The organism is Cryobacterium sp. TMT1-66-1, assembly GCF_004403435.1.
Classification (GTDB): Bacteria; Actinomycetota; Actinomycetes; order Actinomycetales; family Microbacteriaceae; genus Cryobacterium; species Cryobacterium flavum.
Genome location: NZ_SOGP01000010.1, coordinates 142,147 through 155,605, shown reverse-complemented (window position 1 = coordinate 155,605; position 13,459 = coordinate 142,147). Strand labels below are relative to the sequence as shown.

Genomic DNA, 13,459 nt, shown 5'->3' with positions numbered 1-13,459 from the left:
CTAATCGGTGGACTCCCACGGCAGTTCGTCGCGAAAGGCCACCGGAGCCAGGGGAATGACCACGACGGGTCGGTGCTGCCGGTGCGCGAGGTGCACGGCCACGGAGCCGCCGAAGAATTCCTGCACGCTGGCTCGCACGCCCCGCTCGCGGGTGCCGACCACGATCATTGCGGCATCCAGCGTGTCAGCGAGGTGGGCCAGGGCGCGGGCCGGGTCACCCGCGACCGCCCTGGTCGACCAGGTCAGGCTGCGGCCGTCGAGCAGCGTCGTCAGGTGGGCTCGCAGGGCAACCGGAAAGCCCTCGTCGTCCAGATCGAGCAGGTCGGGGTCGACCGGCAGCGACAGGATGCTGCCGTCGGCGAACTCATCGACCACATAGCGGCCGGGCTCGACCGTGGCGCAGACCAGCTCGGCGTGAAACCGGTCCGCGAAGGCGGCGGCCTCGAGCACGACCGCGTCGGGCTGGCCGGGTGTGACTCCAACAATCACGTAGGTGCTCACGATCGGCTCCTTTCAAGGGCTTCCGGTACCAGCTTGGCCGCGTTGCCGCCATAGGGATAGTGGCGCCGGGCGTCAGACGGCCGCGAGCACTCCGGCGACGGAGTTCAGCGAGCCGGGTACCAGGCTGTAGTACGACCAGGTGCCTCGTTTGGCGCGGGCCAGGAAGCCAGCCTCAACGAGTACCTTGAGGTGGTGTGAGATGGTGGGCTGGCTCAGGGTCAGCTGGTCGGTCAGATCGCAGACGCAGGCTTCCTGGTCGGTGTGGGCCGAGACGATCGAGATAATGCGCAGCCGGGCCGGGTCGGCGAGGGCTTTGAGCGAGCGGGCCAGGGCGTCGGCGTGGTCGGGGGCGAGGGTCGCGCGCGCCTGGGGTGAGGAGCAGGCATCCGCTTCGTCGGTTGAACGGCGAGAAATGTCGGTCAGTGGCAGGGTCTGGGTAAACGACACGTGAACACACTCTCCTTAGATTGACATCGGTCGATGAAGTGTTCTAGCGTAGACATCGACAACGATCAATGTTACCGCGAATCGCTGTCCAAGAATTGGAGATTCGTGAGCAGCACCGCCCCAGCCCCCACCCGACTCGGCGCGATCGACCGGCTGCTGCCGGTCTGGATCCTCGCCGCCATGGCCCTCGGCCTACTGCTGGCCCTGTACGTTCCCGCCGTCGGCGAGCTGCTGCACGCCTTCACGATCGGGTCGATCAGCGTGCCGATCGCCATCGGGCTGCTCATCATGATGTACCCGGTGCTGGCCAAGGTTCGCTACACGGATGCCCGTGCCGTCGCCTCCGACAAGCGCCTGCTGGTCTCCTCCCTGCTTCTGAACTGGCTGGTCGGGCCGGCGCTCATGTTCGCCCTGGCCTGGATCTTTCTGCCCGACCTGCCGGAATACCGCACCGGCCTGATCATCGTCGGGCTCGCCCGCTGCATCGCCATGGTGCTGATCTGGAACGACCTGGCCTGCGGCGACCGCGAAGCCGCCGCCTTTCTCGTGGCCGTGAACTCGGTGTTCCAGGTCGTCGCGTTCGGCGCGCTCGGCTGGTTCTACCTGCAAGTGCTTCCGGCCTGGCTCGGCCTGCCCACGACGAGCGCCGAGTTCTCGATCTGGGCGATCACCGCGAGCGTGCTGATATTCCTGGGAATTCCGCTGCTGGCCGGGTATTTGTCGCGCCGCATCGGCGAGGCCCGCCGCGGCCGCGACTGGTACGAGGCGCGTTTTCTGCCCCGGGTCGGCCCGTTCGCGCTCTGGGGGCTGCTGTTCACGATCGTGATGCTGTTCGCCCTGCAGGGGCAGCAGGTCATCGACCACCCCGGCGACGTCGCCCGCATCGCGCTGCCGATGCTGGTCTACTTCGCGGTCATGTTCCTGGTCGGCTTCGTCACCGGACGCCTGCTGCGCCTGAGCTACGAGCGCACCACGACGCTCGCCTTCACCGCCGCCGGCAACAACTTCGAGCTCGCCATCGCCGTCGCGATCGGCACCTTCGGCGCGCTCAGCGGCCAGGCCCTGGCCGGCATCGTCGGTCCGCTGATCGAGGTTCCTGCATTGGTCGCCCTGGTCTACGTGGCGCTCTGGCTCAAGCCCCGACTGTTTCCCGAGCGGATGCCGGCGGCCGCGCCGCCGACGCCCGCCGCGGCATCCACTCTCGTCTAAACGAAAGAAGACCCCAATGAAACCCTCCGTACTCTTCGTCTGCGTGCACAACGCCGGCCGCTCGCAGATGGCCGCCGGCTATCTGACCGCGCTCGCGCAGGGACGCGTCGACGTGTTCTCGGCCGGCTCCGAGCCGAAGGACCAGATCAACCCGGTCGCGATCGCGGCGATGGCCGAAGAGGGCATCGATATCGCGCACAACGTGCCGAAGATTCTCACGACCGAGGCGGTCAAGCAGGCCGACGTCGTCATCACCATGGGCTGCGGCGACGCCTGTCCGATCTTTCCGGGCAAGCGGTATGAGGACTGGGAGCTGGCCGACCCGGCCGGCCAGGGCATCGAGAGTGTGCGCCCCATTCGCGATGAGATCAAGGCGCGCATCGAGGTACTCCTGGCCGAGATTCTGCCGGTCGCCTGACAATGCTGCCCGGCCTGACCTATCCCGAGGAGTCGCTGCGACGCCTCGCCGCCGATCTCGCTGAGCAGTTTCACGGAGTCTTCGGTGCCGAGACCGTTGAGCGCTACGTGCTCGAGAGCTATACCGGGCTGCTGCGCACGTCGAGCGTGAAGGCGCACCTGACGACCCGCACCGCGCACTTTGCCCGGGAGCGCCTCACCGCGCTGGCCCAGGCCAAGGGTGCGATCGACCGTTCGGTTCCCGAGGTATTGTTCGTCTGCGAGCAGAATGCTGGCCGGTCACAGATGGCCGCGGTGTTCACCAACGCTTTGTCGGGCGGCTCGGTGCACGTGCGTTCGGCCGGATCGATGCCCTCCTCCGCGCTGAACCCCACCATGGTGGCGGTTATGGCCGAACTCAACCTGTCGCTGGACGAGGCGTTCCCCAAGCCGCTCACCGACGACGTCGTGCAGGCAGCGGACGTCGTCATTACCATGGGCTGCGGCGACGCCTGCCCGATCTACCCGGGCAAACGCTACGTCGACTGGGAACTCGTCGACCCGGCCGGCCAGCCGATCGAGGAGGTGCGGCGCATCCGCGACCAGATCAAGGCACATGTCATCGAAATGCTCGCCGGCCTCGGCGTGACGCCCGTCGCCTGACCCACCCTGCGGTCGGGGCCAGGTGGGCCCGGCGAATGGATGCCGCCCCACCCGGACGGGGCCCAGGCCCCGTCCCCGGGCCCAGTTTATAAACTGGGCCCGGGGCTATAACGTGGGCCCGGTGGTCGCGGCGCGTTTGCGGGGCGCGCCCGCGGCATCCGTTCTGCTGACGCGGCGAACGGGCGGCGCGACACATGCGCAAACGTGGCGAAACGGAGGCCCGCCCCGCTACGCGAGCGTCAGGAACAGCTTCTCGAGCTCGGGCACCGTCATTGAGTTCTCGTTGTCGGGATTTGCGATGCAGTCGCGCATCGCGGTCGACACGATGACGAAGCCGGCCTTGTCGAGCGCGCTCGACACGGCGGCGAGCTGCGTGACGACGTCGCGGCAGTTGCCGCCGCCCTCGACGGCGGCGATCACCGCCGTCAGCTGCCCCTGCGCCCGGCGCAACCGGTTGAGGATCTTCTTCTGCTCAGCGGCCCTGGCCGCCGTGTCATCGGTCACCGACGAGATCGCCACCTCAGGCCCCCTGCTCGGTGGGAAGCCCGGCCTGCTGCCAGGCCGTCGTGCCGCCGGCGATGTTCACGGCGTCATGGCCGTGGGCCGCCAGATACTCGGCGACCTGGGCGCTGCGACCGCCGAGGGCGCAGATGACGTGCACCGGGACATCCGCTGGGATCTCACCGATTCGCTCGACAACCTCGCCCATCGGAATGTGCACGACGCCGGGCACGTGGGCGGCTTCGTACTCCCACGGTTCGCGCACGTCGATGACGACGGGTTCGGTGAGCGCGTTCAGCTCGGTGACGGTGATCTCTTTCATACGAGGACCCTTTCAGCAATGGGGGAAACAACAAGGCTAGACGTTCCGGCCAGCCAGGTGCGATAGCCGCCGTCAAGATTGCGCACGTCGAATCCGTTCTGGGTGAGAATGCGCGCGGCGGTATGCCCGCGCTGGCCCACTTGGCAGTGCACGATCAGAGGCACGCGTGGCAGCTCGTCGAGCCTGGCGCGCAGGTCGTCGAGCGACACGTTGAGCGCGCCCGGAATGCTGCCGGCCGCGAATTCGCCGGCCGACCGCACGTCGACGAGCACGGCGCCGTTCGAACGAGCCTCCTCCAGCTCGTGCCACTGCAGGTTCACGCTCGTGCCCTCGGCGAGGTTCGACGCGACATAGCCGAGCTGGTTGATCGGGTCTTTTGCGGAGGCATATTGCGGCGCATAGGCCAGTTCGAGGCGCGTCAAAGCGGATGCGCTCAGCCCCGCCGCCATCGCGACCGCCAGTACGTCGATACGCTTGTCCACCCCGGAGCCGCCCACGATCTGGGCGCCGAGGATGGCGTCGGATTCGGCGTCGATGAGCAGCTTGATGGACATCCCCTCCGCGCCGGGAAAATAGCCGGCGTGGTTGGCGGGGTGCGTGTGCACGATGCGGTGGGTACGCCCGGCGGCTATGAGACGTTTCTCGTTCCAGCCGACCAGGGCCACGGTGAGACCGAAGATGGCCACGATCGACGTACCGAGCGCCGGGGCAGCCTGCCCGGGGGTGCCTGCGATGCTGTCGGCCACGGAGCGGCCGTGTCGGTTCGCGAGGCCCGCCATGGTGACGAGCGTGCCGGAGCCGCTGACGGCATCCGTTTTCTCGACGCCGTCGCCGACCGCGAAGATGTGCGGGTCGCTCGTGGCCTGGGTGCCGTCGACCCAGATGCCGCCGCTCTCGCCGATGCGGAGGCCGGCCTGCGCGGCCAGGGTAACGTCGGGGCGCACGCCGCTCGCGTCGATCACGAGGTCGGCGGGCACGGTGCTGCCGTCGCTGAGCATGATGCCGAGGGCCGACGTTCCGGTGACCGTGGCGTTCAGGCGCACGTCGACACCGCGCTCACGCAGGCGATCGAGTACGGGAGCGGCCATCTCGGGATCGAGCGGGGTGAAGATCTGCGGCCCGCGCTGCACGAGGGTCACGTGCACGCCACGGTGCACGAGGTTTTCGACGGCTTCGAGGCCGATGAATCCGCCGCCGATCACCACAGCGGATGCCGCTGCGACGCTCGCCAGCACCGCGGTGATGTGATCGACGTCATCGACCGTGCGCAGGGTGTGCGTGGGGACGGTGCTGTCTTCAGATGCGTTGGACATGGCCGAAGCGCCGGCCGCGAGCACGAGCCGGTCGTAGTGTTCGACGCTCGTTTCATCGGTCAGCAGGTCGCGCACCGCGACGGTCTGGGCTTTGCGGTCGATCTGCACGACCTCGGTGTCGACACGCACGTCGAGTGCGAAGCGTGCCCCAAGGGATTCGGGGGTCTGCAGCAGCAGGTCACCGCGATCCCGAATGATTCCCCCCACGAAATACGGCAGCCCGCAGTTCGCGAACGACACGTAATGGCCGCGCTCGAACACGATGATCTCGGCGCTCTCGTCGAGTCGGCGCAACCTGGTCGCCGCCGACATTCCGCCCGCAACTCCGCCTACAATGATGATTTTCACGTGTGCCTCCGGGTCAAGGATACCCGAGGGGTATGCGCGCACAAACCTGCGGGCGGAGCAGGCATCGGTGAGGGCCGCGCGGCCGCAGCCGCTTGCCCGGGCCCACCTTATGAACACGGGCCCAGTCTATAAACTGGGCCCGTGGACGGGGCCTGGGCCCCGTCCACAAAATGCTCAAGCGGGTTGGGCTCGGAAACCGCGCAGGCGCAGGCTGTTCGTCACCACGAAGATCGACGACAGGGCCATCGCGGCCCCGGCGATCAGGGGGTTCAGCAGCCCGGCCATTGCGAGCGGAATCGCCGCGACGTTGTAGGCGAAGGCCCAGAACAGGTTGGCCTTGATCGTCGTGAGGGTGCGGCGGGCCAGCCGTATCGCATCCGCTGCGGCGAGCAGGTCGCTGCGCATGAGCGTCAAGTCGCTCGCCTCGATGGCCACGTCGGTGCCCGACCCCATGGCAATGCCGAGGTCGGCGGTGGCGAGCGCGACCGCATCGTTCACGCCGTCCCCGACCATCGCGACCACGTGCCCCTGCGCCTGCAAAGAAGCGATTACCCGCGCCTTGTCGGCCGGCAGCACCCCGGCGGTCACGTCGGTAATTCCGACGAGAGCGGCCACGCTCTGCGCCGCGGCGAGATTGTCACCGGTCACGAGCATCGGCGTCAGCCCGAGGGCACGAAAACGTGCGATCGCCGCAGCGCTCGTGGGCTTGAGGGTGTCGGCGACGGTGAGCACGCCGCGCACCTTGCCCTCCCACGCCACCATGACGGCCGTCTTGCCGAGCGCCTCGGCCGTTCCCATCACGGCCTGCATCTCGATCGGCACCACCAGCCCCCATCGTTCGACCAGCCAGACGGGCCGTCCAACCAGCACCAGGCGTCCGTCAACCAGCGCCTGCACGCCCAGGCCCTGCTCCGACAGAAACTCCGACGCAGCCGGCACCGCGCCCAGGCGCGATACAGCGCCGGCCGTGATCGCCCGCGCGATCGGATGCTCCGACCCGCTTTCCGCGGCCCCGGCCAGCCCCAGCAGCTCATCTTCAGAGCCGCACTCGTGCATATCTGCGGTCGACAGCGTCATGCGCCCGGTGGTGACCGTGCCGGTCTTGTCGAGAACGATCGTGTCGACCCGGCGCGTGGATTCCAGAACCTGCGGCCCCTTGATCAGAATACCGAGCTGCGCGCCGCGCCCGGTTCCCACCAGCAGTGCGGTCGGCGTGGCCAGCCCGAGCGCACACGGGCAAGCAATGATCAGGGTCGCGACGGCCGCGGTGAACGCCATCGCGGCGCCGGCGCCGACCAGCAGCCAGCCGGCCAGGGTCGCCAGCGCGAGGAGGATCACGATCGGCACGAACACGCCGGAGACCCGGTCGGCCAGGCGCTGTACCTCGGCCTTGCCGGTCTGCGCCTGCTCCACCAGCCGGCCGATGTGGGCCAGCTCAGTGTCGGCACCCACCTTCGTGGCTTGCACGACGAGTCGCCCGCCGGAGTTCAGCGTGGCGCCCACAACACTGTCGCCCGGTCCGACCTCGATCGGTACGGATTCGCCGGTGAGCAGGCTCGCATCGATAGCGCTCGCGCCATCAACGATCACCCCGTCGGTCGCGACCTTCTCACCCGGCCGCACTACGAACTGGTCGCCGACCGCGAGCAACGCGGTGCTGATTCGACTCTCCACACCATCGCGCCACAGCGTAGTCTCCTTCGCACCGAGCTCGAGCAGCGCCGCGAGGGCTGCGCCGGAGTTGCGCTTGGCCCGCGCTTCCGCGTACCGACCGGCCAGAATAAACACGGTGACAGCGGATGCCACCTCCAGGTAGATCTCGTGGGTGCCGGCCCCCGGGGTAGCCGAGAAGGTGAAACTCATGGTCATGCCCGGCATGCCGGCCATGCCGAAGAACAGGGCGTAGAGCGACCAGCCCAAGGCGGCGAGCACGCCGACGCTGACCAGGGTGTCCATGGTGGCGGCGCCGTGCCGGGCGTTCACCCAGGCGGCGCGATGGAACGGCCAGGCACCCCAGATGGCGACCGGGGCCGCGAGAGTCAGGGCCAGCCACTGCCAGTTCGTGAACTGCAGCACGGGAATCATCGACAGGGCGGCGACCGGCAGGGTCAGCGCGGCGGAGATTAACAGCCGCTGCCGCAGCGACGCAAGCTCAGGGTCGACGGCGGCCGCGGCGGGGGTCACGGTGACCGGAGCCGGCTGCACTGCCGTGTAACCCGTGGCTTCGATGGTCTTGATGGCATCGTCGACACTCGTGCCGGCCGGCACGAAAACGCTCGCCTTTTCGGTGGCGTAGTTGACGCTGGCTTCGACCCCGGGCATCCGGTTGAGTTTCTTCTCGATGCGGGACGCACACGAGGTGCAGGTCATGCCCCCAACGAGCAGATCAACTTGCTGGCCCACATCGGCAGACATCAGGCGGCTACCAGTTGGTAGCCCGCCTCCTCGACGGCCGCGGCAACCAGGGCGCGGTCCAGCGGGGCGGCGCTCGTGACGGTGACCTGCGAGGTACCGCCCTTGACGAGGTCGACCGTAACGTTCTCGGCGCCCGCGAGAGCTGTAATCTCTTCGGTCACGCTGGCGACGCAGTGGCCGCAGGTCATTCCATCAACGCTGTAGGCGGTCGTGGTGCTCATCGAAAATTCCTAACTGTTTTCTACCCCCGAATGGGTATTCATTCGAATATACCCCTTGGGGGTACCTTTACCCCTACTATACCCCGAGGGGGTACAGTTACGCATGGGGTTCACGAACGACGCAGAGGACAATGTCATGACCGAGTCAGAGAGCCACGACGGCCCGCACGGCTATATCTCCAACAAGGACGCCTACCTCAAGCGCCTGCGCCGCATCGAGGGTCAGGCCCGCGGCCTGCAGAGCATGGTCACCGACGACAAGTACTGTATCGACATTCTCACGCAAATTTCGGCCATGACGAGCGCCCTCGAATCGGTCGCTCTCGGCCTGCTCGATGACCACCTCAACCACTGCGTATTGCACGCGGCCATGGCCGGCGGCACCGAAGCCGAGGCCAAGCTGCAGGAGGCATCCGCGGCCATCGCTCGGCTGGTTCGCTCCTAAAGGACCGGACCTTTGGCCCTAGTCGCCGGGCTGCGCCGCGCGCGACACTGTTAATACATATAGAGCCAGCGTGCCCATTCGGGAAGGACCACCATGAACCTGCCGCACAGCGCGCCCCAGACGACGACCGAGGCATCATTCGCCGTTCCGATCCGCGTTTTCATTCTCGACGACCACGAACTGGTGCGCCGGGGCCTGCGTGAGCTCCTCGAGGGCGAGGGCTTCGACGTCGTCGCCGACACCGGTTTGGCGGCGGAAGCCACCGTGCTGATCCCGAAGCTGCGCCCCGACGTGGCCATTCTCGACGCCCGCCTGCCCGACGGCACCGGCATCGAGGTGTGTCGCGACGTACGCTCGGTCAATCCGGCCCTGCAGTGCCTCATTCTCACGAGTTACGACGACGAGCAGGCCTTACGTGGCGCCGTGCTGGCCGGTGCGGCAGGCTACGTACTGAAGGAAATTCGCAGCACCGACCTGCTCGACAAGATCCGTCGCGCGGCCGCCGGTGAGTCGCTGTTCGACCCAGCGGTCAAGGCGGGCATCATCACCGGCCTGGCCGACCCGCTAGACGCCCGTCTCGCGTCGCTCACCGCGCAGGAGCGCAAGGTGCTCGACCTGATCGGCGAGGGACTGACCAACCGTGAAATCGGTCAGACCATGTTCCTGGCCGAGAAAACGGTCAAGAATTACGTGTCGTCGATGCTGGCGAAGCTGGATTTTCAGCGCCGAACCCAGGCTGCCGTGTACGTTGCGAAACGTGGAGACGAACACCAACGGTAATCTCCGGCACCGGCGCAGACCAGCGCAGCCGGGTGCCCTCGCCGGGGGCGCTGCGCACCGAGAATTTGCCGCCGAGCAGCGCCGCTCTTTGTTTGAGGTTGTCCAGGCCGCTGCGCCGGGTGGGTTTACTGAAACCACAACCGTTGTCGGCGATGACGAGCTTGATGCGGTCGTCTTGGGCATCGACCGAAATGTCGATCATGCTCGCCTGCGAATGCCGCGCAGCATTACTGAGGCCCTCCGAGATCACGGCGAGCAGGCTGCTGGCGAGGTCATCGGCGAGCGGCGCATCGATCGGCCCGGACAAACGGATGCGCGGCGCATACGGCAGGCTCGCCGCCCCCTCCTTGATCACGGCCAGAATGCGACTGCTGAGCGTGCCGGTGTCTTGCGCCATGCCGCGCAGCGAATAGATCGTGTCGCGCAGTTCCCGAATGGTGTCATCGAGCTCGTTCGTGACGGCGTTGATGCGGTCGAGCGCTACGGAATCGTTGGTGAACCGCCGCAGGCTCTGCATGCTCAGCCCGGCGGCGAACAGCCGCTGAATGACCAGGTCGTGCAGGTCGCGGGCGATGCGGTCGCGGTCGCCGAGCACGGCCTGCTCTTCGCGCATGCGGTGCACGGAGGCCAGTTCGAGCGCGAGTGACACCTGCGTGCCGAAGACCGCGCTCATCTCCACATCGGTGACGCTGTATCGAGCGGATGCCGGTGCGCGCGACAGCAGAATCACGCCCTGCCCGTCGCCGGCCGGCCCCAGGGCGGCAATGAGGGTGGACCCCAGGTGCGACCACTGGGCGGCCGAGCCGGTCGCGGCATCCGCTATCTGGAGGGGCGCAGTGGCGAGCGTGGCGGAGCGGCCGGTGGCCTGCAGCTCGGCCAGCACACCGGGTTGCAACAGCACGGTCGTGCCGAGCAGTCCCGCCGCAGTCGTGCCATCCGTGCCGGCCGCAGCCGCACAGTACAGGCTGTCGTCGGTGGGAAAACCGATCACGGCCAGTTCGGCACCGGAAGCATCGAGTACTCGCTGAACGACGAGGTCGAGGCCGTTGTCTTCACCGTCGACCGGTCGCAGCAGGTCGCGGCCCATCGCGGCGACCGCTTCGAGCCAGCGAGAGCGAGCACGGGCCTCGTCGTAGAGTCGGGCGTTCTCGATCGTGACGCCGGCGGCCGCGGCGAGCGCCACGGCCAGGGTCTGGTCTTCGTCGGTGAAGTCCCCGCCGCCCTCTTTCTCGGTGAGGTAGAGGTTACCGAAGACCGTGTCGCGCACCCGCACTGGAACCCCGAGGAACGACTTCATTGGCGGATGGTGGGCGGGAAAGCCGAAGGAGTCGGGGTGATCGTGCAGGTCGTGCAGGCGAATGGGGTGCGGTTCTCGAATGAGCAGGCCGAGCACGCCGTGTCCGGTGGGTAGCGCGCCAATCTGGCGCACGGTCTCTTCGTCGAAGCCCACGGTGACGAAGTGGCTGAGCGCCTGGCCATCGCCGATCACGCCGAGCGCGCCGTAGCGGGCCTGCACGAGCTGGCAGGCCGCGGTGACGACGCGTTCGAGCACGGCTTCGAGGCTGAGGTCTTCAGCCACCGAGACGACTGCGTCGAGCAGACCGCGCATGCGATCCTGGGTGAGGGCAAGTTCGGCGGCGGTCTGATCCGTCATCGTCGTCCCCCACCCTCATGCCATCCGGTGGTCTAACTTTGGCATGATTTCGGGTGCATGAGGCTACTTATGGGTGGTTCTGGTAACAATTGTCGGGCAGGAGATGTGCAGCAGCACTTCGTGGCTGACCGAACCCATGAGCAGGCGCTGCAGCGAGCCCCGGCCGCGACTGCCGACGACGAGCAACTGGGCGTGCTGCGCCGCGGCAACGAGTGCGCGGGCCGGCGATTCGTCGGTCTCCAGAACCTGGTGCACCACGAGGTCAGGGTACTGCGTGGTCAGACCGGCGACGGACTCGGCGAGCACAACGCGCTCCTCTTCCATGCGCTCGGTCACGGCGTCGGCCGGAATGCTGCGCAGAACGCGACGATTCGGCAGGTGCACTGCGTAGAGCGCGTACAGTTCCTGGCCGGTGCGGTCGGCCTCGGCGGCGGCGAACGCCACGGCGGTCAGCGAGTCGGCCGAGCCGTCGACGCCGACGTAGACGCCGGTTCTCTCGGTCTCGGGCAGCGAGGGAATCACGGCGACGGGGCAGGTTGCCAGCGCGGCGATCTGCAGGCTCACGCTGCCGAACAGTTCGCCCTCGACCCGGCCCTTCTGGTCGGTTCCGACGACGACCAGGTCGGCGTCCTTCGAGAGTTCGCTCAGCACGCGCGGTGCGCTGCCGGTGCGCAGTTCGGTGTGGGTGGTGACGCCGGGGGCGAGGGCCACGGCGCGGGCGCCGGCTTCGGTGAGCAGCTTCTTCTCGGCGTCGAGGATGGAGTCGTAGTAGCCGTAGCCATCGGCCAGCCAGGTTTCGTACACGGTGTGCATGAGCGTCACCGGGCTCTTGACGTTCTCAGCGCGGGCCATGGCCCACGCGAGGGCGGTCTCGCCGGCGGCCGAATCGTCGATGCCAACCACAATCATCCGGTTCATTGCTCTACCTCGTTCTTGATCACAGGTCGCAGCAGTGGAGTCCCCCGCCACGAGCGCGGAGCTGATGCCCCATCGCCTCACCCCCATCCTGTCAGCAACGGGTTGCAACAAGTAGGGCCGGAAGTCCCGATTAGGTGCCCAATCTGTGGCCGCACAGGGCGGGACTTTCGGCCCTAGCCGACCTCGGCCCGCCGGTCTTAACGTAGTTCTGACGGGCCTTCTGCCCGCCCACATTCTAAGAATCAAGGAGATACCCGTGAAGGCATTGGTTTATGGCGGTCCCGGTCGAAAGAGCTGGACCGACGTTCCCGACCCGAAGCTGCACAGTTCGATGGATGCCATCGTGCGCGTGGACACCACCACGATCTGCGGCACCGACCTGCATATTCTCAAGGGCGATGTGCCCGCCGTCACGGTCGGGCGCATCCTCGGCCACGAGGGCGTCGGCACGATCACCGAGGTCGGCTCAGCGGTGAGCAACCTCAAGGTCGGCGACCGGGTCATCATCTCCTGCATCAAGAGCTGCGGCCACTGCAGCAATTGCAGCAAAGGGCTGTACTCGCACTGCCTCGGCGACGAGGGCGCCTCCGGCATCGGCTGGGTCTTCGGCCACCTCATCGACGGCACCCAAGCCGAGTTCGTGCGCGTTCCTTACGCCGACAACTCCCTGCACAAGCTGCCCGAGGGCGTCAGCGACGACCAGGGCGTCATGCTCAGCGACATTCTGCCGACCGGTTTTGAAATCGGCGTGCAGTACGGCCGGGTCAAGCCCGGCGATGTCGTCGCCGTGATCGGCGCCGGCCCGGTGGGACTGGCCGCCATCGCCACCGCCGGCCTCTACGGCGCCGCGAGCATCATCGCCATCGACCTCGACGAAAACCGCCTCGAACGGGCCCGAGACTTCGGCGCCACCGACACGGTCGTCTCCGGTGCGACGGATTGGAAGGAACAAGTCCTCGCGCTCACCGACGGCGCCGGCGTCGACGTCGCCATCGAGGCCGTCGGCATACCGCAGACCTTCACCATGGCCACCGAGATCGTGCGCCCCGGCGGCAACGTCGCCAACGTCGGCGTGCACGGCAAGCCCGTCGACCTGCACCTGGAGAACCTGTGGATCCAAAACATCAACATCAGCATGGGCCTGGTCAACGCCAACACCACGAAGATGCTGCTGAAGCTCGTTGCGAGCAAGAAGCTGGCGGCCGAGAAACTCGTCACGCACCACTTCAGCTTCGACCAGTTCCTCGAGGCCTACGACACCTTCGGCCGCGCGGCCGAAACCAAGGCCCTCAAGGTCGTCATTTCCCGCTAGTTCCGCGCCCACTG

The 13,459-nt window shown here is 67.3% G+C and carries 15 protein-coding genes; 6 read left to right on the top strand and 9 right to left on the bottom strand.

Annotation, left to right across the window (positions count from 1 at the left end):
* Both E3T29_RS08990 and E3T29_RS08985 read right to left on the bottom strand, forming a co-directional pair.
* Entirely contained in the window at positions 1 to 501 is a 501-nt protein-coding gene (locus E3T29_RS08990) for a universal stress protein (protein ID WP_241987726.1), read from the bottom strand.
* A 72-nt stretch (positions 502 to 573) separates the two neighbouring features.
* Entirely contained in the window at positions 574 to 948 is a 375-nt protein-coding gene (locus E3T29_RS08985; RefSeq protein ID WP_233197461.1) for a helix-turn-helix transcriptional regulator, read from the bottom strand.
* Positions 949 to 1,128: 180 nt separating this feature from the next.
* Here E3T29_RS08985 and arsB point away from each other — a divergent pair, with 180 nt between their 5' ends.
* The 3 genes from arsB to E3T29_RS08970 are packed head-to-tail and all read left to right on the top strand — an operon-like array spanning position 1,129 to position 3,216.
* A complete protein-coding gene (gene arsB / locus E3T29_RS08980; RefSeq protein WP_241987734.1) occupies positions 1,129 to 2,157 on the top strand; it encodes an ACR3 family arsenite efflux transporter in 1,029 nt (342 codons plus the stop codon).
* Positions 2,158 to 2,173: 16 nt separating this feature from the next.
* Positions 2,174 to 2,575 carry an arsenate reductase ArsC gene (locus tag E3T29_RS08975; protein ID WP_134345129.1) on the top strand — a complete coding sequence of 134 codons (402 nt, stop codon included), beginning with the start codon at positions 2,174 to 2,176 and terminating at the stop codon, positions 2,573 to 2,575.
* A gap of 2 nt (positions 2,576 to 2,577) precedes the next feature.
* A complete protein-coding gene (locus E3T29_RS08970) occupies positions 2,578 to 3,216 on the top strand; it encodes an arsenate reductase ArsC (RefSeq protein WP_134345128.1) in 639 nt (212 codons plus the stop codon).
* A 228-nt stretch (positions 3,217 to 3,444) separates the two neighbouring features.
* Here E3T29_RS08970 and E3T29_RS08965 read toward each other — a convergent pair whose 3' ends face one another.
* From E3T29_RS08965 to E3T29_RS08945, 5 genes are all read right to left on the bottom strand, one after another.
* Positions 3,445 to 3,735, bottom strand: coding sequence for a metal-sensitive transcriptional regulator (locus E3T29_RS08965; protein ID WP_092340367.1), 291 nt, complete (start codon positions 3,733 to 3,735; stop codon positions 3,445 to 3,447).
* Position 3,736: 1 nt separating this feature from the next.
* Positions 3,737 to 4,039, bottom strand: a complete 303-nt coding sequence (locus E3T29_RS08960) for a rhodanese-like domain-containing protein (RefSeq protein WP_134345127.1) — start codon at positions 4,037 to 4,039, stop codon at positions 3,737 to 3,739.
* Positions 4,036 to 5,700 carry an FAD-dependent oxidoreductase gene (locus E3T29_RS08955; protein WP_134345169.1) on the bottom strand — a complete coding sequence of 555 codons (1,665 nt, stop codon included), beginning with the start codon at positions 5,698 to 5,700 and terminating at the stop codon, positions 4,036 to 4,038. Before E3T29_RS08955 ends, E3T29_RS08960 begins: the two co-directional genes overlap by 4 nt.
* Before the next feature lie 174 nt (positions 5,701 to 5,874).
* Positions 5,875 to 8,115, bottom strand: coding sequence for a cation-translocating P-type ATPase (locus tag E3T29_RS08950; RefSeq protein WP_134345126.1), 2,241 nt, complete (start codon positions 8,113 to 8,115; stop codon positions 5,875 to 5,877).
* The gene (locus E3T29_RS08945; RefSeq protein ID WP_134345125.1) at positions 8,115 to 8,336 is read right to left on the bottom strand and encodes a heavy-metal-associated domain-containing protein; all 222 of its coding nucleotides are present in this window, start codon (positions 8,334 to 8,336) and stop codon (positions 8,115 to 8,117) included. Before E3T29_RS08945 ends, E3T29_RS08950 begins: the two co-directional genes overlap by 1 nt.
* 136 nt (positions 8,337 to 8,472) lie before the next feature.
* Between E3T29_RS08945 and E3T29_RS08940 the strand changes: the two genes are divergently transcribed.
* Together E3T29_RS08940 and E3T29_RS08935 are read left to right on the top strand one after the other, a co-directional pair.
* Positions 8,473 to 8,781, top strand: a complete 309-nt coding sequence (locus E3T29_RS08940) for a metal-sensitive transcriptional regulator (protein ID WP_104089193.1) — start codon at positions 8,473 to 8,475, stop codon at positions 8,779 to 8,781.
* A 93-nt stretch (positions 8,782 to 8,874) separates the two neighbouring features.
* Complete coding sequence (locus tag E3T29_RS08935; protein WP_134345124.1) at positions 8,875 to 9,561, top strand: response regulator transcription factor; 687 nt, start codon at positions 8,875 to 8,877, stop codon at positions 9,559 to 9,561.
* Here the strand turns inward: E3T29_RS08935 and E3T29_RS08930 are convergent.
* Both E3T29_RS08930 and E3T29_RS08925 read right to left on the bottom strand, forming a co-directional pair.
* Positions 9,461 to 11,215, bottom strand: a complete 1,755-nt coding sequence (locus tag E3T29_RS08930) for a GAF domain-containing sensor histidine kinase (protein ID WP_134345123.1) — start codon at positions 11,213 to 11,215, stop codon at positions 9,461 to 9,463. The genes E3T29_RS08935 and E3T29_RS08930 overlap by 101 nt on opposite strands.
* Before the next feature lie 63 nt (positions 11,216 to 11,278).
* Positions 11,279 to 12,133, bottom strand: coding sequence for a universal stress protein (locus E3T29_RS08925; protein ID WP_134345122.1), 855 nt, complete (start codon positions 12,131 to 12,133; stop codon positions 11,279 to 11,281).
* Positions 12,134 to 12,389: 256 nt separating this feature from the next.
* Between E3T29_RS08925 and E3T29_RS08920 the strand changes: the two genes are divergently transcribed.
* Positions 12,390 to 13,445 carry a zinc-dependent alcohol dehydrogenase family protein gene (locus E3T29_RS08920; protein ID WP_134345121.1) on the top strand — a complete coding sequence of 352 codons (1,056 nt, stop codon included), beginning with the start codon at positions 12,390 to 12,392 and terminating at the stop codon, positions 13,443 to 13,445.
* Positions 13,446 to 13,459 lie beyond the last annotated feature (14 nt).

Coding starts and splice junctions, on each gene's coding strand:
- arsB (WP_241987734.1), top strand. CDS start 1,129: ATGGCCCTCGGCCTACTGCTGGCCCTGTACGTTCCCGCCGTCGGCGAG.
- E3T29_RS08975 (WP_134345129.1), top strand. CDS start 2,174: ATGAAACCCTCCGTACTCTTCGTCTGCGTGCACAACGCCGGCCGCTCG.
- E3T29_RS08970 (WP_134345128.1), top strand. CDS start 2,578: ATGCTGCCCGGCCTGACCTATCCCGAGGAGTCGCTGCGACGCCTCGCC.
- E3T29_RS08960 (WP_134345127.1), bottom strand. CDS start 4,039: ATGAAAGAGATCACCGTCACCGAGCTGAACGCGCTCACCGAACCCGTC.
- E3T29_RS08950 (WP_134345126.1), bottom strand. CDS start 8,115: ATGTCTGCCGATGTGGGCCAGCAAGTTGATCTGCTCGTTGGGGGCATG.
- E3T29_RS08945 (WP_134345125.1), bottom strand. CDS start 8,336: ATGAGCACCACGACCGCCTACAGCGTTGATGGAATGACCTGCGGCCAC.
- E3T29_RS08940 (WP_104089193.1), top strand. CDS start 8,473: ATGACCGAGTCAGAGAGCCACGACGGCCCGCACGGCTATATCTCCAAC.
- E3T29_RS08935 (WP_134345124.1), top strand. CDS start 8,875: ATGAACCTGCCGCACAGCGCGCCCCAGACGACGACCGAGGCATCATTC.
- E3T29_RS08930 (WP_134345123.1), bottom strand. CDS start 11,215: ATGACGGATCAGACCGCCGCCGAACTTGCCCTCACCCAGGATCGCATG.
- E3T29_RS08925 (WP_134345122.1), bottom strand. CDS start 12,133: ATGAACCGGATGATTGTGGTTGGCATCGACGATTCGGCCGCCGGCGAG.